Below are 16,932 nucleotides of genomic sequence, written 5' to 3'. Positions count from 1 at the left end.
AACTCGCCTCGCGTAGTCGTTCCGGGCCGGGTGGCCGAGGGGGCCCGGCGGCTGGGGGTACGGGAGCCCGCGGCAGAGCGGCGGGCGGACAGCGGGTACGTCCGGGGCGCGCGGAGCCGGAACATGCGCATGCGTCGGCAGCCTTCCTCGGGGTCCGCGCCCCGGGCGGTGGGAGGACGGCGGGAGTTCCTGACTCGCCCGGCATCGCTGCCTGGCTCACAGTGGCGGGACCGTGCCGGAGTCTCACCGGCTTCCTCCCCTGGCGCCGTCTCTGGCGTCCGGCGGACCGAAATGATCCGCCGGTGAGCATAGTAAGCGCTATACCCTCCGAGCTGCGGCGCCACTGAGGCCGACCGGCCTCTCATGCCGGCCCGCCGAGGGCACCTCCCAGCAGGAGCCGGGGGAGCTTGAGGACGCACGGCCGCCCGATCCAGGCCGTCCGGCGCTTGAGGACGAGGCCCGCGCCCCCATCCGGCCCGACGCCCGAGGACGCACAGCAACCCAATCCAGCCCGTCCGGCGCTTGAGGACAAGGCCCACCCCCCATCCCGCCCGACACCCGGGGACGCACAGCAACCCCATCCAGCCCGTCCGGCGTTTGAGGACGAGGGTGCGGGGCGGTGCCCCGCGGGAAACACCGGCACCCACCCGAGTGGAACGTCTCGGTATGCTCGCGGCCATGCCCTTCGCCCCCGCACCCACCCCGCCCGGGGCCCGGCCCACCGCCCGGCACGGCGACGACGCATGCCCCGGCGCGCTGCGCCTGCACCCCGCCGCGGACGGCGCCCTGGCCCGTATCCGCATCCCTGCCGGACTCCTGACGGCACGTCAGGCAACGGCGCTGGCCCACCTGGCGGTGGAACTGGGCGATGGCTGTCTCGACCTCACCTCGCGCGGCAACGTCCAGGTGCGCGGGCTCGCCCCCGACCGCGGGGCGGCGCTCGCGGTCCGGCTGCGCATGGCCGGCCTGCTCCCCTCCGACCGGCACGAGCGCGTACGCAACATCGCGGCGTCCCCCCTCGCCGGGCTCGACGAGGCCGGGCACGCGGACGTACAGGGCTGGGCCCGCGAACTGGACGCGCTGCTGTGCGCGGACCCGGACGCGGCCCGGCTCTCGGGCCGCTTCCTCTTCGGCCTCGACGACGGCCGCGGCGACGTGGCCGCGCTCGCCCCCGATGTGACATTGATCGCAGGTCAGGGCGGTCGTGCGACGCTCGGCTACGGCACGGCGGGACCGGCGCTCGGCCTCGCCGCCGAAGACGCCCCCCGCGCCGCCGTACTCGCGGCCCGTGGATTCCTGAGCGCCCGCGACGGCAGCGGCACCGACGCCTGGCGCGTCGCCGACCTCCCCCAGGACCAACGCCCGCGCGCCGACGCCCTGGCCGCGCGCCTCGCCGACGCCGGCATCGGCAGCACGCCCCTCCCCCGGACCGCGCCACCGCTCGGCGCACCGCCCGCCCCCGGCCTCGTCCCCGGCCCGCACGGCGCGTACGCCCTCTCGGTGGCGGCCCCGCTCGGGCGGATGACCGTCGCCCAGTGGGAGCTGCTCATCGAGACGGCGACCCGCGACGGAAACGGCGAACTGCGGGTGACGCCCTGGCGCGGCATCGTCCTCCCCGGCCTGGGGGCCGCCGCCGCCCCGGCGCGGCTGGCGGCGCTGGCGGACGCCGGCTTCGTCACCAGCGAGGCATCGCCCTGGCACGGAGCGGGGGCCTGCGCGGGCCGGCCCGGCTGCGCCAAGTCCCTCGCGGACGTACGGGCCGACGCGGCGGCGGCCCTCTCCGGACGGAGCGGCGGCGGGCTCCCCGTGTACTGGTCCGGCTGCGAACGGCGCTGCGGTCACCCCGGCGGCGACTGGGTCGACGTCCTGGCGACGGGCGACGGCTACCGGATCGCCGTACAGCCCGTACCGGACGGCGTGCCGATCGGCTCCGACGGACCGGCCGAACCCGTCGCGCCGGGGCGGCCGCTGGCCGACGCGGTGGCGGCGGCGCGCCGCGCGTAGTCACCGCCCAGCAAACGCCGCCCCGGCCCCCCACCACACACCCAGACCCAGCAACCCCAGCACACCCAGTAAGTGATCCCCAGGATCCCAGCATGCGAGGAACAGTGTTCGACTACGAGAAGGACGGGGCGGCCATCTACCGCCAGTCCTTTGCCACCATCCGCGCGGAGGCGGACCTCGGCGCTCTGCCGCCGGACGTCGCCCAGGTCGCGGTGCGGATGATCCACGCCTGCGGGATGACCGATCTCGTCCGTGATCTCGGCTACTCCCCCGGCGTCGTCGCCCGCGCCCGCGAGGCGCTGCGCGCCGGGGCGCCCATCCTGTGCGACGCCAACATGGTCGCCAGCGGCGTCACCCGCAAGCGGCTCCCCGCGGACAACGACGTGATCTGCACCCTCGCCGACCCGTCCGTGCCGGACCTGGCGAAGCGGCTGGGCACCACGCGCAGCGCCGCCGCCCTGGAGCTGTGGCGCGAGAGGCTCGACGGCGCGGTGGTGGCCGTGGGGAACGCGCCGACCGCGCTGTTCCGGCTGCTGGAAATGGTGGAAGACGGGGCGCCGCGCCCGGCGGCCGTCATCGGCATACCGGTCGGCTTCATCGGCGCCGCCGAGTCCAAGGACGCGCTGGCCGCCCACCCGTCGGGCCTGGAGCACCTGGTGGTGCGCGGGCGGCGCGGCGGCAGCGCCATGGCGGCGGCGGCGATCAACGCGATAGCGAGCGAGGAAGAGTGAGCGAGCAGCAGACCACCGGCCGGCTCTACGGGGTCGGGCTCGGCCCCGGCGACCCGTCGCTGATGACCGTACGGGCCGTGGAGGTCATCGGCGCGGCCGACGTCGTCGCGTACCACAGCGCCCGGCACGGCCGCTCCATCGCGCGCTCGATCGCCGAGCGCCATCTGCGCGCCGACCACATCGAGGAGCCGCTGGTCTACCCGGTCACCACGGAGGGGACCGACCATCCGGGCGGCTACCGGGGCGCGATGGAGGAGTTCTACGAGAAGGCGGCGGCCCGGCTGGCCGCACACCTGGACGCGGGGCGCACCGTCGCCGTGCTCGCCGAGGGCGACCCGCTCTTCTACGGCTCGTACATGCACATGCACAAGCGGCTCGCCGACCGCTATCCGACCGAGGTCGTCCCCGGCGTCACCTCCGTCAGCGCGGCCGCCGCCCGGCTCGGCGAGCCGCTGGTGGAAGGCGAGGAGGTGCTGACCATCCTGCCGGGCACGCTGCCCGAGGAGGAGCTGGCGGCGCGCCTCGCCTCGACGGACTCCGCGGTGGTGATGAAGCTGGGGCGGACGTTCCCCGCGGTGCGGGGCGCGCTGGAGCGCTCGGGCCGGCTCCCGGAGGCGCGGTACGTGGAGCGGGCGACGATGAGCGGGGAGCGTACGGGCCGGCTGGCGGACGTGGACCCGGAGTCGGTGCCGTACTTCGCGGTGGCCGTGCTGCCCAGCAGGATCGATGCGGCGCCCGCCGCGCACGAGGGCGAGGTCGTGGTCGTGGGCCTCGGTCCGGCCGGGCCGCTGTGGCTGACGCCGGAGGCCCGCGGCGAGCTGGCGGCCGCCGACGATCTGGTCGGCTACACCACGTACCTGGACCGGGTGCCCGTACGGCCGGGGCAGCGGCGGCACCCCTCGGACAACAAGGTGGAGTCCGAGCGCGCCGACTTCGCCCTCGACCTCGCCCGGCAGGGGCGGCGGGTCGCCGTCGTCTCCTCCGGCGACCCCGGCGTCTTCGCGATGGCGACGGCGGTGCTGGAGGTCGCCTCCGAGGGCCCGTACCGGGATGTGCCGGTGCGGGTGCTGCCGGGGATGACGGCGGCGCACGCGGCGGCCTCGCGCGCGGGCGCGCCGCTGGGCCACGACTACGCGGTGGTGTCGCTCTCCGACCGGCTCAAGCCGTGGGAGGTCATCGCGGAGCGGCTCCGCGCGGCGGCCGCCGCCGATCTGGTGCTCGCCCTGTACAACCCCGGTTCGCGCAGCCGCGTCTGGCAGGTCGGCAAGGCCCGCGAGCTGCTGCTGGAGCACCGCTCCCCCGACACTCCGGTGGTTCTCGGCCGCGACGTGGGCGGCCCGGAGGAGAGCGTACGGATCGTGCGCCTCGCCGACCTGGAGCCGGAAGAGGTCGACATGCGGACGATCCTGCTGGTCGGCTCGTCCCAGACGCGGACGGTCCGGCGGGGCGACGGACGGCAGATCGTGTGGACGCCGAGGCGGTATCCGGAGGGGTGAGGCCGAGCGCCGCGGGCGGCGGTCCCGGCCGTCGCCTCCGGGCGTCCGGGCACGGCCTCGGGCTTCGTGCCCAGTACGGACGCCCGTACGGGCCTGCCGGTACGCCGGCTCGTACGGGCTCGGCCCAGGTGCCCGCGACGCCGGCCGACGTCGGTCGCAGGCGGCCGGGCCGGGCCGCGAAGGGCCCGGGGCGACGGGCCGGCGAGCCCGGGCTGCGGGGCCCCGGGCTTGCCAGGGCGCGCGCCCGGACCGGGTCGGGGCTACGCCCCCATCGTCACCCGAGCACCCCGCGCACCCACTCCACCGCCTCCCCCACCGTCCCCACGACCGGGAGGCCGTCCGGTACGGGCGGGCGGCGCACGACGACGACCGGGACCCCCGCCTCGCGCGCGGCGACCAGCTTCGCGGCGGTGGCCGACGCGCCGCTGTCCTTCGTCACGAGGACGTCGACGCGGTGGCGGCGCAGCAGCTCGGCCTCGCCCTCGACGGTGAACGGGCCGCGGTCGAGCAGCACCTCCATGCGCGGCGGCATCGGCGGCTCGGGGGCGTCGACGGACCGTACGAGGAACCACAGGCGGGTCAGGTGGGCGAAGGCCCCGAGCCCCATCCGGCCCGTGGTGAGGAAGACCCGCTCGCCCAGCGCGGGCAGCAGGTCGGCCGCCGCCTCCAGCGACCCGGCGGAGTGCCAGTCGTCGCCCTGACCAGCGACCCAGCCGGGCCGGCGGAGCGCGAGCAGGGGAACATGGACCTCGGCGGCCGCCTGTGCCGCGTTGAAACTGATCGTGCCGGCGAAAGGATGGGTGGCGTCGATGACCGCGTCCGCCTGCTGCTCGCGCAGCCACCGGGCGAGCCCGTCGGGCCCCCCGAACCCCCCGATCCGCACCTCTCCGGCGGGCAGCCGCGGCTGGGCGACGCGGCCCGCGAGGGAGCTGGTGACGCGTAGCGCGGGGTCGGCGTCGAGTTCGGCGGCGAGCCGGCGGCCCTCGGCGGTGCCGCCGAGGATCAGTACGTGGCGTGGCGTGGGCGGCGTGATCATGGGGTCCCCTTCCGGTCGTGCCTGCCGCGCCCGGCGGCGTCCGGGCCGCGCTGCTGACCGCGGGGCCGGAGCACACCGTGGCTGAGGCGAAGGCGAACGTTACCGGCGGGCGCGGCGCGCAGTTGCAGCACACCGGGTTGCGGTCCGGCTGGACGACGGGGGCATGTGCGACGGCCGGGGCCACGGCCGCGTACACGGCGTTGCTGACCGGCGAGTTCCCGGACCCGGTGACGATCACGCTGCCGAAGGGGCAGACGCCCGCGTTCGCGCTGGCCGCCGAGGAGTTGGGCGACGGGCGCGCGATGGCGGGGATCGTCAAGGACGCCGGGGACGACCCGGACGTCACGCACGGCGCGCTGGTCCGCGCGACGGTGCGGGCCCTGCCGCCGGGCTCGGGGGTGGTCTTCCGGGCGGGCCCGGGCGTGGGCACGGTCACCCGGCCGGGGCTGCCGCTGGAGGTGGGCGAGCCGGCGGTCAACCCGGTGCCCCGGCAGCTGATGCGGGAGCACGTCGCGGCGGTCGCGGCCCGGTACGGCGGCAGCGGCGACGTGGAGATCGAACTGTCCGTGGACCACGGCGAGGAGATCGCCCGTTCCACGTGGAACGGTCGTCTGGGCATCCTCGGCGGCCTGTCCATCCTGGGCACGACGGGCATCGTGGTGCCGTACTCCTGCTCGGCGTGGATCGACTCCATCCGGCGCGGCGTGGACGTGGCGCGCGCGGCGGGCCGTACGCACGTCGCGGGCTGTACGGGCTCGACGTCCGAGAAGGTCGCGGTGGCCGTGCACGGGCTGCCCGAGGACGCGCTGCTGGACATGGGCGACTTCGCGGGCGCGGTGCTGAAGTACGTGCGCCGCCACCCGGTGGACCGGCTGACCATCGCGGGCGGCTTCGCCAAGCTCTCGAAGCTCGCCGCGGGCCACTTGGACCTGCACTCGTCCCGTTCCCAGGTGGACAAGTCCTTCTTGGCGGAGCTCGCCCGCGGCGGCGGCGCGGACGAGGAGCTGGCCGTGGCGGTGGCGGGGGCCAACACCGGTCTGGAGGCGATGCAGTTGTGCGCGGCGGGCGGCGTGCCGCTGGGCGATCTCGTCGCGCGGACGGCCCGCGACGAGGCGCTCGGTGTGCTGCGCGGCGCGCCCGTGGCGGTCGACGTCATCTGCATCGACCGCGCGGGCACGATCGTGGGGCGCGCCGGGGCGCGGGGGCCGCGCGAGGAATGACCACGCGAGGGAGTCGGGGCCGAGAGATCAGGCGTCCAGGGAGAACGCGTTCTTGGCACGCTCCGCCGATTCCTCGGCAGGCGGCCCGTCGGGGTTCTCGGTGGCGAGCGCCTGGTTGAGCTCGACGTACGGGCGCAGCCGCTCCTCGTAGCGGGCGAACGCGGCGGCGTGGTCGCCGTCGGCCCGGCCGAGTTCGTCGGCCAGCGCGTAGGCGCCGACGAGGGCCAGGCTGCTGCCCTGCCCGGAGAGGGGCGACGGGCAGTATCCGGCGTCCCCGACCAGCGCGGCCCGGCCCTTCGTCCAGTGGTCCATGCGGGTCTGGGCCATCGCGTCGAAGTAGAAGTTCGGGGCGTCCCACATCGCCTTGAGCAGCCTCGGGGCGTCCCCGCCCAGGTGTGACATCCGCTCGGCGACGAGCGCCTTCTGCGCTTCGGTGTCGCGGTAGTCGTAGTCGACGGGCTCCGGCGCCATGAAGCCGAGCGTGACCCTCATCTCGGAGTTGTCGCGCGCCGGGTAGAGGCAGTAGGTGGCGGTGCCGTCCGTGAGCCAGGTCTGCCAGTTGTCGAGTTCCAGGAAGTTCTCGGTGGCGAAGACGGCCACGTGGGAGCCGAGGTGGTGGACGAAGTCCCGCTCCGGGCCGAAGGCCAGGCGGCGCACCGCGGAGTGCAGGCCGTCGGCTCCCACGACGAGGTCGAAGCTGCGGCGCGGGCCGTGTTCGAAGGTGGCGTGGACGCCGTGCGCGTCCTCGTCGAGGGCTGTGATGTGGTCGCCGAAGAGGTACTCGACGCCGTCCCGCGCCTGCCCGTACAGGAGTTGGGTGAGATCGTCGCGGAGCAGTTCGATGTCGTCGCTGTCCAGTCGGCCGCTGCTGAGCGCCATCTCGGTGGAGCTCCACTGTTCGTTGCCGTCGCCGTCGAGCATCGTCATGCCGCGCATCCGGGTGCGCAGGGCCCGCGCTTCGGGCAGGATGCCCATCCTTTCGAGGACGCCGAGCGCGACGCCGCGCACGTCGAGCGCCTGGCCGCCCGGGCGCAGGGCGGGGGCGCGTTCGACGACGGTGGGGGCGTAGCCGTGGCGGCGCAGCCAGTGGGCGAGGGTGAGTCCGGCGACGCTGGCGCCGGATATGAGCACGGTCTTCACATGAACCCCTTCGTACGGTGTACGCATGTGAATTTACGCCGTACGCGCAGCCTCGGCAAGCCGGATTGGACTGCGGGAATCGGAGCGTACAGCTCCGTGTTCTGCTAATTTCTGTACTAGGACAGGGAGGAGGGAGCACGCCATGGCCGTGTCCAGGAAAGACATCCCGCCGTATCTGCGCATCGTCGCCGAGCTGCGTCGGCGCATCGCCGAGGGCGAACTGGCCCCAGGCGACCGGGTGCCGTCGACGCGGCAGATCGCCCGCGAGTGGAACGTCGCGCTGGCCACCGCCACGAAGGCGCTGACGACCCTGGGGCAGGAAGGGGCGGTGCGGGCCCAGGCGCGGGTCGGCACCGTGGTCGCCTCGGCGGACCGCCGTACGGCCCCGGACCGGCGGCCCCGCGCGGCGGACGGTTCCGAGCACGAGCTGACGCGTGAGCGCATCGTGCGCACCGCCATGGAGATCGCCGACGAGGAGGGGCTCGCCGCCCTGTCCATGCGGGGCGTCGCGGCGCGCCTCGGCACGGCCGCCATGTCGCCGTACCGCTATGTGAACGGCCGGGACGACCTCGTACGACTGATGACCGACGCCGCCCTCGGCGAGATGGTCTACCCCGCCGACGCCCCCGCCCACTGGCGGGCGCGGCTGGAGGCGGGGGCCCGGGCGCTGTGGACGCTGCACCGCGCGCACCCCTGGCTGGCGCAGATCGGCCCGCTCACCCGCCCTCAGGTGTCGCCCAATCTGATCGCCTATTCCGAGTGGGTCCTGAGCGCTCTGGACGGCCTCGGCCTGACGCCGACCGCCATGTACGACGTGAACATCCTCCTCTACAGCCATGTGCAGGGCGTCGCCGTCCACTTGGAGCGCGAGGCCCAGGCCGCGAGCGCCACGGGCCTGACGGACGAGCAGTGGCTGGACACCCAGGCGCCCGTCCTCGCGTCGGTGCTCGCGTCCGGTGACTACCCCACGTTCAGCCGGGTCATGGGGGACCTCGACGAGAACGGCTACGACCTGCACTTGGACAAGCTGTTCGAACTCGGCCTCACGTCGATGCTCGACGGCCTGACGCCGCTCGTCGAGGGCGCCGGCGGATGAGAGGGTTTCTACGGGCAGCTGGTCAGAGCGTCACGCGCAGCTCGGCCAGCCGCCAGGTGCCCGGGTCCATGGCGCGCTGAGCGGCCGACGGTCCGGCCAGGGCGAGGTTCGGGAAGCGGCGCAGCAGGGCGGTCAGGGCCACTTCGGTCTGTACGCGCGCCAGGGACGCGCCGAGGCAGAAGTGCGGCCCGTGGGCGAAGCCCAGGTGGCCCGCGGGGCCGGCGGGGCGGGCGAGGTCGAGCCGGTCGGGGTCGGCGAAGGCGCGCGGGTCGCGGTTGACGGCGGCGATGACGGCGGTGACCGGCTCGCCCTTGCGCACCGGCGTGCCGAACAGGTCGACGTCCTCGCGCGGGTAACGGGGAATCGACAGCAGCGTCGGGCCGCACCAGCGCGTCAGCTCTTCGACGGCGCGCGGCATGAGCGCGGGGTCGGCGCGGACTGCGGCGAGCTGTTCGGGGTGGGCGAGCAGGACGGCCACGGCGTTGGCGATGAGGTTGGCGGGCGTCTGCCCCGCGAGGACCAAGTGCCAGACCATGGTGACGAGTTCGGTCTCGCTGAGCCGGTCGCCGTCCTCGGCCTGGACGCGGATGAGGTCCGAGAGCAGATCGTCGCCGGGATCGGCGTGGCGGCGCGCTATCGCCGCCTTGGCCCCTTCCATGATGCCGGGCACGGCCTCGCCGAAGCCCTGGCCCGAGCCCGCCGCGATGGTGGCGCCGTAGGCGCGCCAGCGCGGCCGGTCGGGTCCGGGGATGCCGACGGATTCGCAGATGACGTCGATCGGGAGCGGCCGGGTGAAGTGCCGCAGCAGGTCTACGGAGCCGTTCTCGGCGTGCTCGGGCAGGCTGTCGAGCAGCCGCTCGACGATCGGCTCGATCCGCGGCCGGAACTCGGCGGCGCGGCGCACGGTGAACGCGGGCGAGACCAGCCGGCGCTGCCGGGAGTGTTCCGGGCCGTCCAGCTCGGACATGGTCCGCATGTAGGCGAGGCAGTGTTCGGGGACGTCGGGCCGGAGGAAACTGCGGGCGTTGATCTCGAAGCGGGGGTCGGCCAGCAGCGCTTTGGCGGCCTCGTACCGGGTGACGGCCCACATCGTCCCGATGCCGGGGGCTCGCAGTCGCGCCAGCGGGGAGCGCTCGCGGGCCCGTCCGTAGGCGGTGAAGGGGTCGCGCAGCACTTCGGGGTCGGTGAGGTCGATCTCGGGGTTGCCGCTGGTGTCCTGGTCGGCGACCGTCATGAGCCCTCCCGGGCGTTCGGAGTCAGATTTCAGATGACTAAACCACATGCTCTCGTCATCTGAATGGTGACGGTATCTTGCACGAGGACGCGAAGCAACGGCGATGGATGGATGCCGGGCGAGGAGGACGAGCACACGATGGTTCGGCTGAGCAGAGCACAGCTCCAGGAGCAGAACCGCGCCAAGGTGCTGGCCGCCGCCGGGGAGGAGTTCACGGTGCGCGGTTTCCGCGATGCCAAGATCGACTCGATCGCCGAGCGCGCCGGACTCACCCGAGGCGCGGTGTACTCCAACTTCCCCGGCAAGAGGGCCCTGTACTTCTCCGTACTGGCCGCTCTCGCCGACGCCGCGCCCGCGCCGCCGCACCCGGAGCCGGGCCGCACCGCCCGCACGGCGCTGGGCGCGTTCGCGCGCGCTTGGCTGGCCCCGCTCCCCCTGGCGGCCGACGAGCGGGACGGGGCGGCCCGAATCGGCCTGGACCTGATGCCGACGGTCCTCGCGGACGAACGGATTCAACTGCCGTTCGCGCAACTCATGAAGGTCGACGCGATCCTGCTCGGCCTGGCCCTGGAGCAGGTTCGCCCGTCAGCCGGCCGCCAGGTCCGCCTGGCGGAGAGCGTGCTCACGACGCTGCACGGCGCGAGCCGGCTGGCCGCCGCCGCTCCCGGCTTCGTCGACCCCTTCAACATCGTCGGCGCCTGCGAGCACCTGGCCGCCCTCGACCTGGCCGACGCCTGGCCGCCGCCCCACCTCCCCTACGCCCCGCAGGCCCGCCCCGCCGACGCGCCCTGGTCCCCGCCGCCCGCGGTGGACGCGCTGCGCGGCGAGCCGGTGGACCTCTCGGGCGACGGCGTGGTGGCCGTGCTGGGGCTGCACCGCCTCGAAGCCGTCGAGGAGGCCGTACGGGCCGCACGCCCGGGCGACCAGGTCACCGCCGCCCTGGTCACGGGCGACCCCGACGAACTGGGCCCGCTCGCCCGGCTGACCGTCACCGAGCTCGCCCGCGGCCTGCGCCAGGCCTTCCCGGAGTCGGCGTGGCCGCGCCTGCGGCTCGTACACGACGAGCGGGGCGTCCTCGCCGCGGCGGCCGGCGTGCCCGCCGTCAGCGACGGAACCGAGGCCGCCGTCCGCGTCGCGGCGGGTCGCGTCGTCGCCCGCGCCGACGGCCGCGGCGCGTGCCACGCAACGGCGTCGGCGGGGTCGCAACGGGCGTCGAACGGGCCCGGGGCGGACGGCCGACACCCGCCGGAGCGCGGGGCGGAGCCCGGAAGCCGCCGAGCGATCGGCAGGGACGGCGCCTGACCACCGAGCGGCCAGGGCCGACCGGAGCCGTACGCGGACATAGGCGCGTGACATCCGGCGAGGCCCGCACCGAGCGGTCGGTGCGGGCCTCGCCTCATTGCCTGGTGACGGCCCCACGCCCCGGGCCGCCGGGCGACCGGCGGCCCGTGAACGGGCGCAGGGGCCGGAGGGGTCGCCGGCGCGCCCGGGTCACAGGGGAGGCCCGGCCCGCCCACTCGCGGCACCGCCCCGGTCAGGAAGCGGGCGCGAAGCCGATGATCGCGTCGACGAGGTCGGCCGGGGCTTCCAGCGGGATCAGGTGCCCCGTATCGGGGATCACCGTGAAGCCGGCTCCGGGGAGATAGGGGATCAGGTTGTCGCGGAGCACGTCGACCGGCTCGACCTGGTCGTTCTCCCCGGCGACGACGAGGACGGGGACGCCGATCAGGCGGGTGTGCTCGGTGATGTCCTCCGCGATGCCGCGCAGCGGCCACTCCGTGCGGGCGGCGTCGGCACAGGCACGCGAATCGATCACGATCCGCGACGTGACGGCTTCGGGCAGTTCGGTCGCGGTGAGGACGTTGTCCCGGGCGCCGGCCACGGACTCGTCGGAGTCGTAGGCATGGGATAGGGCTTCCCGGTACTCGGGGGTGATCGCCGCGGCGGGCCTCGCCGGGCCGGGGCCGACGAGGACGGCCCCGCGGAGGCCGGTGGGCCGGGCCGCCGCGATCAGCTGCGCGACCTTGCCGCCCATGGAATGCCCGACGAGGACGTAGTCGGTGACGCCCGCGTCGGCGAGCACGGCAAGCGTGTCGTCCGCGAACCGGCGGAGCGTGTACGGGCCGGGCAGGCCCCGCGAGCGGCCCCACCCGCGGAAGTCGAGGGTGAGTACGTCGCGCCCGGCGAGGCGGTCGACGACAGGGTCCCAGGTGCGGGCCGAGCCGCCCCAGTAGTGCAGGAGCACCAGGGTCGGTCCGGTTCCCTGCCGATGGTCGTAAGTGGGCAGCGGCGACTGCCGCATCGTGTGCGTCATGACGTCCTCGATCAGTGTTCTTCGTGCGGTGTTCTTCGTGCGGTGTTCTTCGCTATGGGCGGCGGCCTTCGGCGTACCCCGCGGCCTTTCCGCTTCACCATTGAATCTCCGCGACTCTCGCGGCGCATCGGTTCGACCGGTCAACCGATGGTGGAAACTGGACACATGACCGCGATCCGCCAGATGACCTACCAGCCCGTCGGCGACGGCGGCGTCACGGTCGAGACGATGACGTTCGAGCGCCTGCGCGAGCTGAACGACGGCGGCACGCAACGAGCCGACTTCCACGTGCTCGGCGTAGTCGACGCCGGGCACGGGCGGGTCACGGTGGACTTCCTGGAGCACCCGCTCCGGGAGCGTTCCGCGGTGTGGGTCCCCCCTGGCGCGGTGCACCGATGGGATGACATCGCGGGCGTTACGGGGCACATCGTTCTGTTCGTCCCGACCGCGCCGGTCACCCGCGCCACCCGGAAGCTCGTCGCGTCCCCCGAGCCGGTCGCGCGGTGGAGCGTCCCCGAGGCCGAGTGGCCGTTCGTCGACGCCGCGCGGAATCACCTCCTCCTCGAAGCGTCCGCCCCGCCCGGAGGCCGGTCGCCGGAGCTGCCCGAGATCCTGCTCTCCGCGCTCATCGCCCGACTCCGGCCGCCGCGAGAGGCGGCACAGTCCGCGAACCCGACGTTCCTGCTGTTCCGGGCCGGCGTCGAAGCGCACTTCCGGGAGCATCATGACGCCGGCTTCTACGCCCAATCACTGGGATACGCGCCGCGCACCCTCTCCAGAGCGGTTCAGCGGGCCACCGGCCGCACGGCGAAAGCGTTCATCGTCGAGCGGATCGTCTTGGAGGCCAAGCGGCTCCTCGCGCACGACCGACTCAGCGCGACCGACTGCGCGCGTGTGCTCGGCTTCCCCGACGCGGCCAACTTCTCGGTGTTCTTCCGGAACGCGACCGGTCTGCGCCCAGGCGCCTGGCAGGCCGCGGCGACCGTCGAGTGAATCGCCTGCGCCGGTCGTCGCACTTCCCCGAGCGGCCCCCGGCCCGGACTCGGCCCGATAGGGCCGTCGTGGAGCCGACGCGGCGGCCTCAGCCCTCCGCCCCGCCGGACGCCGTCGCCTCGCAAGACCCGTGCGGCCGGTCCCGGTCCGCCGAGTAGAGGTGGCTGTCGCGGAACTGTTCGGCGCCCAGGGTGCGGCCGACGAGGATGACGGCGGTGCGGACCACGCCCGCGGCCTTCACCTGGTCGGCGATGTCGGCGAGGGTGCCGCGCAGGACGAGTTCGTCGGGGCGGCTGGCCATGGCGACGACGGCGGCCGGGCAGTCGGCGCCGTAGTGCGGCAGCAGTTGGTCCACGATGCGGTCGACGTAGCGGGCCCCGAGGTGCAGGACGAGGAGGGCGCGGCTGCGGCCGAGGGTGGCGAGGTCCTCGCCGTCCGGCATGGGGGTGGCCTGCTGGGCGATGCGGGTGAGGACGACGGTCTGGCCGACGGTCGGCACGGTCAGCTCGCGGTTCAGCGCGGCGGCGGCCGCGGCGAAGGCGGGGACGCCGGGCACCACCTCGTACGGGATGCCGGCCGCGTCGAGGCGCCGCATCTGTTCGGCGACGGCGCTGAAGACCGACGGGTCGCCGGAGTGCAGCCGCGCCACGTCCTCGCCCGCCTCGTGCGCCCGTACGATCTGGTCGACGATCTGGTCGAGGTTGAGCTGCGCGGTGTCGATGAGCCGGGCGTCGGAGGGGCAGTCGGCGAGCAGTTCGCGGGGGACGAGGCTGCCCGCGTACAGGCAGACCCGGCAGCGGGCCAGGGTCCGCGCCCCGCGGACCGTGATCAGGTCGGCGGCGCCGGGACCGGCGCCGATGAAGTACACCGTCATCGTTCTTCCCCTCGATCGGCACTATCGGCACTCTCGGCGTCGGCATCGGCGGCGTCGGCGCCCGCGACAGCCGGGGCGGGCGGTTCCGCCTTGACCGCCGCCCATTGTGTGACGGGCATGGCCTGCCGCCACCCCGTGAACCCGCCCACCGGCACGGCGTGCGCGACGGCGATGCGGACCAGCTCGCCGCCCCGGCGCCGGTGCCAGTCGGCGAGCAGCGCCTCGGACTCCAGGGTGACCGTGTTGGCGACGATCCGGCCGCCGGGCCGCAGCGCGTCCCAGCAGGCGTCGAGGACGCCCGGCGCGGTCAGCCCGCCGCCGATGAACACGGCGTCGGGCGTGGGCAGTCCGGCGAGCGAGTCCGGCGCGGGGCCGGTGACGACGCGCAGACCGGGCACGCCGAGCGCGCTCGCGTTGTGTTCGATGCGCCGGGCCCGTACCGGGTCCCGCTCGATGCTGACGGCCCGACAGCTGCGGTGCGCCCGCATCCACTCGATGCCGATGGAGCCGGCCCCGCCGCCGACGTCCCACAGCAGCTCGCCGGGTGCGGGGGCCAGCGCGGCGAAGGTCGCGGCCCGCACATGACGCTTCGTCAACTGGCCGTCGTGCTCGTACGAATGATCCGGGAGGCCGGGGGTGAGCGCAAGGCGTACGGCGTCCTTCGACGCGCGGCAGTCCACCGCGACGACGTTGAGCGCGTCGCCCGGCGGGTGCGGCCAGTCCTCCGCGACGCCCTCCGTGACGTGTTCGTCCGCGCCGCCGAGCCGCGCCAAGACGCGCAGCCGGCTCGGGCCGAAGCCCCGCTCGCACAGCAGCGCGGCGACGTCGGCCGGAGTGCCGGATCCGGCGCTGAGCACGAGCAGCCGGCGGCCGGGGTACGCCGCCGCCGAGAGCGCCGCGGCGGGCCGCCCGACCAGGCTGATCACCTCGGTGTCCTCCACCGCCCAGCCGAGCCGGGCGCACGCGTACGAGATGGAGGACGGGTGCGGCAGCACCCGCAGCCGCTCGGGGCCCAGCACCTCGGTCAGGGTGCGGCCGATGCCGAAGAACATGGGGTCGCCGCTGGCCAGCACGGAGACCTGCCGCCCGGCGAAGCGCTCGATGAGCCCCGGCACCGCGGGCCGCAGCGGCGAGGGCCAGGCCACCCGCTCCCCCGCGCACTCGCCGGGCGGCAGCAGGTCGAGCTGGCGGGGGCCGCCGATGAGCACGTCGGCCGCGCGCAGGGTGTCCCGGGAGGCCGGGGCGAGCCCCGGCCAGCCGTCGGCGCCGATGCCCACGACCGTCACGGGGGCCGCCGTCGCGGATACCGCGCCGGGTGTCGTCTCGGGCGGCGGTGGCGGAACGGGGGTCACGGGGGCGTACCTCGGAGATCGGCGGAAGCGGCGGACGGCGGCCCGATGGTGCGGGGCCGCGGCGGAACAGCGGGACAATGGCCGGAGACAGCCGGAGCAGGCTGACGACGGCTCGGGACGACGGAGGGTCTCGGCACTGCGCAGAGTGCGGCAGTGACCACGGACAGGTATGAGAACGGGCAGGTCAGAGCATGTGCCACCGCAGGCGGCACGAGCGGCAACGGAACTCTACTGACCTGCGGCGTGCTGGTCGCGGCCGGGACCGGCCAGAGTTCCGGTTGCGTACAATTCGCAGGTACAGATCAATGGCAGGAGGCAGTGGCGTGAGCCGTTCACCGGTGGTGCTGGGAATCGAGTCGTCCTGCGACGAGACCGGAGCCGGTCTGGTCCAGGACGGTGTGCTGCTGGGCCACGCCGTCGCGTCCAGTATGGACGAGCACGCGCGGTTCGGCGGCGTCGTCCCGGAGATCGCGGCGCGCGCCCATGTGCACGCGGCCGCCCCGGTCGTACGGGCCGCCCTCGCCGACGCGGGGCTGAAGATGGCCGACATCGACGCCGTGGCCGTCACCACCGGCCCCGGCCTGTCCGGCGCGCTCCAGGTCGGCGTCGCCGCCGCCAAGGGCTTCGCCTACTCGCTGGGGGTCCCGCTGTACGGCGTGCACCACCTCGCGGGCCATGTGGCGGCCGACACCCTGGAGCACGGCCCGCTGCCCGACCCCTGCATGGTGCTGATCGTCTCCGGCGGCCACACCTCGCTGCTGCTCGTACGGGACCTGGCCCGCGATCCGATCGTCCACCTCGGCGACACGCTCGACGACGCGGCCGGCGAGTGCTTCGACAAGGTCGCGCGCGTCTTCGGGCTGCCGTACCCGGGCGGGCCGGCCGTCGACCGGGCGGCCCGTACGGGCGACCCGCGCGCCGTCGCCTTCCCGCGCCCGCTGACCGGGCCGCGCGACGACAAGTACGCCTTCTCCTTCTCCGGTCTCAAGACCGCGGCAGCCCGCTGGGCGGAGCAGCACCGGGCGAGCGGACAGCCGCTGCCCGTCGAGGACGGCGCGGCCTCGCTCCAGGAGGCGGTCGCGGACGTGCTGACCAAGAAGGCCGTCGCCGCCTGCCGGGACCACGGCGTGGACACCCTCGTGGTGGTCGGCGGCGTCGCCGCCAACTCGCGCGTACGGGAACTGGCCCAGCAGCGGTGCGAGGCCGCCGGGATCACCCTGCGGGTGCCGCCGCTGCGGCTGTGCACCGACAACGGCGCGATGATCGCGGCGGTCGGCGACCTGCTGGTGCGCGCGGGCGCCGAGCCCGCGCCGCTCGACGTGTCCATCGACCCGTCGGCGCCGCTGGAGTACGCGGCGCTGCACCCCGTGAGCAGCACGGCCAAGACCGCGAAGGCGGCGAAGGCGGCACGTGCCGCCCGTACGACCAGCGCCGCCTGACCA

The 16,932-nt window shown here is 74.8% G+C and carries 14 protein-coding genes and 1 riboswitch; of the genes, 8 read left to right on the top strand and 6 right to left on the bottom strand.

Translation table 11 applies throughout. From position 1 onward, the window contains the following. Nucleotides 1-162 precede the first annotated feature (162 nt). Nucleotides 163-299: riboswitch (cobalamin riboswitch) on the bottom strand. A gap of 379 nt (nt 300-678) precedes the next feature. From cobG to AB0I49_RS30845, 3 genes are all read left to right on the top strand, one after another. Then, on the top strand, nt 679-2,004 hold the full coding sequence (cobG, locus tag AB0I49_RS30855; RefSeq protein ID WP_363230424.1) for a precorrin-3B synthase: 1,326 nt from the start codon (nt 679-681) through the stop codon (nt 2,002-2,004). A 92-nt stretch (nt 2,005-2,096) separates the two neighbouring features. Continuing rightward, nucleotides 2,097-2,735, top strand: a complete 639-nt coding sequence (locus AB0I49_RS30850) for a precorrin-8X methylmutase (RefSeq protein ID WP_363230423.1) — start codon at nt 2,097-2,099, stop codon at nt 2,733-2,735. Next, nucleotides 2,732-4,231 (top strand): precorrin-2 C(20)-methyltransferase, encoded by a 1,500-nt coding sequence (locus tag AB0I49_RS30845; protein ID WP_363230422.1) that lies wholly within the window; start codon nt 2,732-2,734, stop codon nt 4,229-4,231. Before AB0I49_RS30850 ends, AB0I49_RS30845 begins: the two co-directional genes overlap by 4 nt. A gap of 274 nt (nt 4,232-4,505) precedes the next feature. Here the strand turns inward: AB0I49_RS30845 and AB0I49_RS30840 are convergent, their stop codons facing one another. Then, nucleotides 4,506-5,267, bottom strand: coding sequence for a cobalt-precorrin-6A reductase (locus tag AB0I49_RS30840; RefSeq protein ID WP_363230421.1), 762 nt, complete (start codon nt 5,265-5,267; stop codon nt 4,506-4,508). A 77-nt stretch (nt 5,268-5,344) separates the two neighbouring features. Here AB0I49_RS30840 and AB0I49_RS30835 point away from each other — a divergent pair, with 77 nt between their 5' ends. Continuing rightward, nucleotides 5,345-6,487 (top strand): cobalt-precorrin-5B (C(1))-methyltransferase, encoded by a 1,143-nt coding sequence (locus tag AB0I49_RS30835; protein ID WP_363230443.1) that lies wholly within the window; start codon nt 5,345-5,347, stop codon nt 6,485-6,487. Between the two features lie 27 nt (nt 6,488-6,514). On the opposite strand, the gene AB0I49_RS30830 is transcribed toward AB0I49_RS30835, so the two are convergent. Continuing rightward, a complete protein-coding gene (locus tag AB0I49_RS30830; RefSeq protein ID WP_363230420.1) occupies nt 6,515-7,627 on the bottom strand; it encodes an FAD-dependent monooxygenase in 1,113 nt (370 codons plus the stop codon). 142 nt (nt 7,628-7,769) lie between these two features. On the opposite strand from AB0I49_RS30830, the gene AB0I49_RS30825 reads away from it, so the two are divergent. Beyond that, a complete protein-coding gene (locus AB0I49_RS30825; RefSeq protein WP_363230419.1) occupies nt 7,770-8,723 on the top strand; it encodes a TetR/AcrR family transcriptional regulator C-terminal domain-containing protein in 954 nt (317 codons plus the stop codon). A gap of 22 nt (nt 8,724-8,745) precedes the next feature. On the opposite strand, the gene AB0I49_RS30820 is transcribed toward AB0I49_RS30825, so the two are convergent. After that, complete coding sequence (locus tag AB0I49_RS30820; RefSeq protein WP_363230418.1) at nt 8,746-9,957, bottom strand: cytochrome P450; 1,212 nt, start codon at nt 9,955-9,957, stop codon at nt 8,746-8,748. A 111-nt stretch (nt 9,958-10,068) separates the two neighbouring features. Between AB0I49_RS30820 and AB0I49_RS30815 the strand changes: the two genes are divergently transcribed. Further along, complete coding sequence (locus AB0I49_RS30815; protein ID WP_363230417.1) at nt 10,069-11,259, top strand: TetR/AcrR family transcriptional regulator; 1,191 nt, start codon at nt 10,069-10,071, stop codon at nt 11,257-11,259. A gap of 232 nt (nt 11,260-11,491) precedes the next feature. On the opposite strand, the gene AB0I49_RS30810 is transcribed toward AB0I49_RS30815, so the two are convergent. After that, on the bottom strand, nt 11,492-12,271 hold the full coding sequence (locus tag AB0I49_RS30810) for an alpha/beta hydrolase (protein ID WP_363230416.1): 780 nt from the start codon (nt 12,269-12,271) through the stop codon (nt 11,492-11,494). Nucleotides 12,272-12,436: 165 nt separating this feature from the next. Here AB0I49_RS30810 and AB0I49_RS30805 point away from each other — a divergent pair, with 165 nt between their 5' ends. Further along, nucleotides 12,437-13,264 carry a helix-turn-helix transcriptional regulator gene (locus AB0I49_RS30805; RefSeq protein ID WP_363230415.1) on the top strand — a complete coding sequence of 276 codons (828 nt, stop codon included), beginning with the start codon at nt 12,437-12,439 and terminating at the stop codon, nt 13,262-13,264. Between the two features lie 88 nt (nt 13,265-13,352). On the opposite strand, the gene cobM is transcribed toward AB0I49_RS30805, so the two are convergent. Together cobM and cbiE are read right to left on the bottom strand one after the other, a co-directional pair. Then, complete coding sequence (gene cobM / locus AB0I49_RS30800) at nt 13,353-14,138, bottom strand: precorrin-4 C(11)-methyltransferase (protein WP_363230414.1); 786 nt, start codon at nt 14,136-14,138, stop codon at nt 13,353-13,355. After that, a complete protein-coding gene (gene cbiE, locus AB0I49_RS30795) occupies nt 14,135-15,424 on the bottom strand; it encodes a precorrin-6y C5,15-methyltransferase (decarboxylating) subunit CbiE (RefSeq protein WP_363230442.1) in 1,290 nt (429 codons plus the stop codon). Before cbiE ends, cobM begins: the two co-directional genes overlap by 4 nt. A 389-nt stretch (nt 15,425-15,813) precedes the next feature. Here cbiE and tsaD point away from each other — a divergent pair, with 389 nt between their 5' ends. After that, nucleotides 15,814-16,929, top strand: coding sequence for a tRNA (adenosine(37)-N6)-threonylcarbamoyltransferase complex transferase subunit TsaD (tsaD, locus tag AB0I49_RS30790; protein ID WP_363230413.1), 1,116 nt, complete (start codon nt 15,814-15,816; stop codon nt 16,927-16,929). Nucleotides 16,930-16,932 lie beyond the last annotated feature (3 nt).

Source organism: Streptomyces sp. NPDC050617, from assembly GCF_040654795.1.
Taxonomy (GTDB): domain Bacteria; phylum Actinomycetota; class Actinomycetes; order Streptomycetales; family Streptomycetaceae; genus Streptomyces.
The sequence above is the reverse complement of the archived record's forward strand: the minus strand, read 5'-3'. Positions and strand labels throughout refer to the sequence as shown.

Excerpts from the sequence above, each read along its gene's own strand:
- cobG (WP_363230424.1), top strand. The coding sequence starts at position 679 with ATGCCCTTCGCCCCCGCACCCACCCCGCCCGGGGCCCGGCCCACCGCC.
- AB0I49_RS30850 (WP_363230423.1), top strand. The coding sequence starts at position 2,097 with ATGCGAGGAACAGTGTTCGACTACGAGAAGGACGGGGCGGCCATCTAC.
- AB0I49_RS30840 (WP_363230421.1), bottom strand. The coding sequence starts at position 5,267 with ATGATCACGCCGCCCACGCCACGCCACGTACTGATCCTCGGCGGCACC.
- AB0I49_RS30825 (WP_363230419.1), top strand. The coding sequence starts at position 7,770 with ATGGCCGTGTCCAGGAAAGACATCCCGCCGTATCTGCGCATCGTCGCC.
- AB0I49_RS30820 (WP_363230418.1), bottom strand. The coding sequence starts at position 9,957 with ATGACGGTCGCCGACCAGGACACCAGCGGCAACCCCGAGATCGACCTC.
- AB0I49_RS30815 (WP_363230417.1), top strand. The coding sequence starts at position 10,069 with ATGCCGGGCGAGGAGGACGAGCACACGATGGTTCGGCTGAGCAGAGCA.
- AB0I49_RS30810 (WP_363230416.1), bottom strand. The coding sequence starts at position 12,271 with ATGACGCACACGATGCGGCAGTCGCCGCTGCCCACTTACGACCATCGG.
- AB0I49_RS30805 (WP_363230415.1), top strand. The coding sequence starts at position 12,437 with ATGACCGCGATCCGCCAGATGACCTACCAGCCCGTCGGCGACGGCGGC.
- cobM (WP_363230414.1), bottom strand. The coding sequence starts at position 14,138 with ATGACGGTGTACTTCATCGGCGCCGGTCCCGGCGCCGCCGACCTGATC.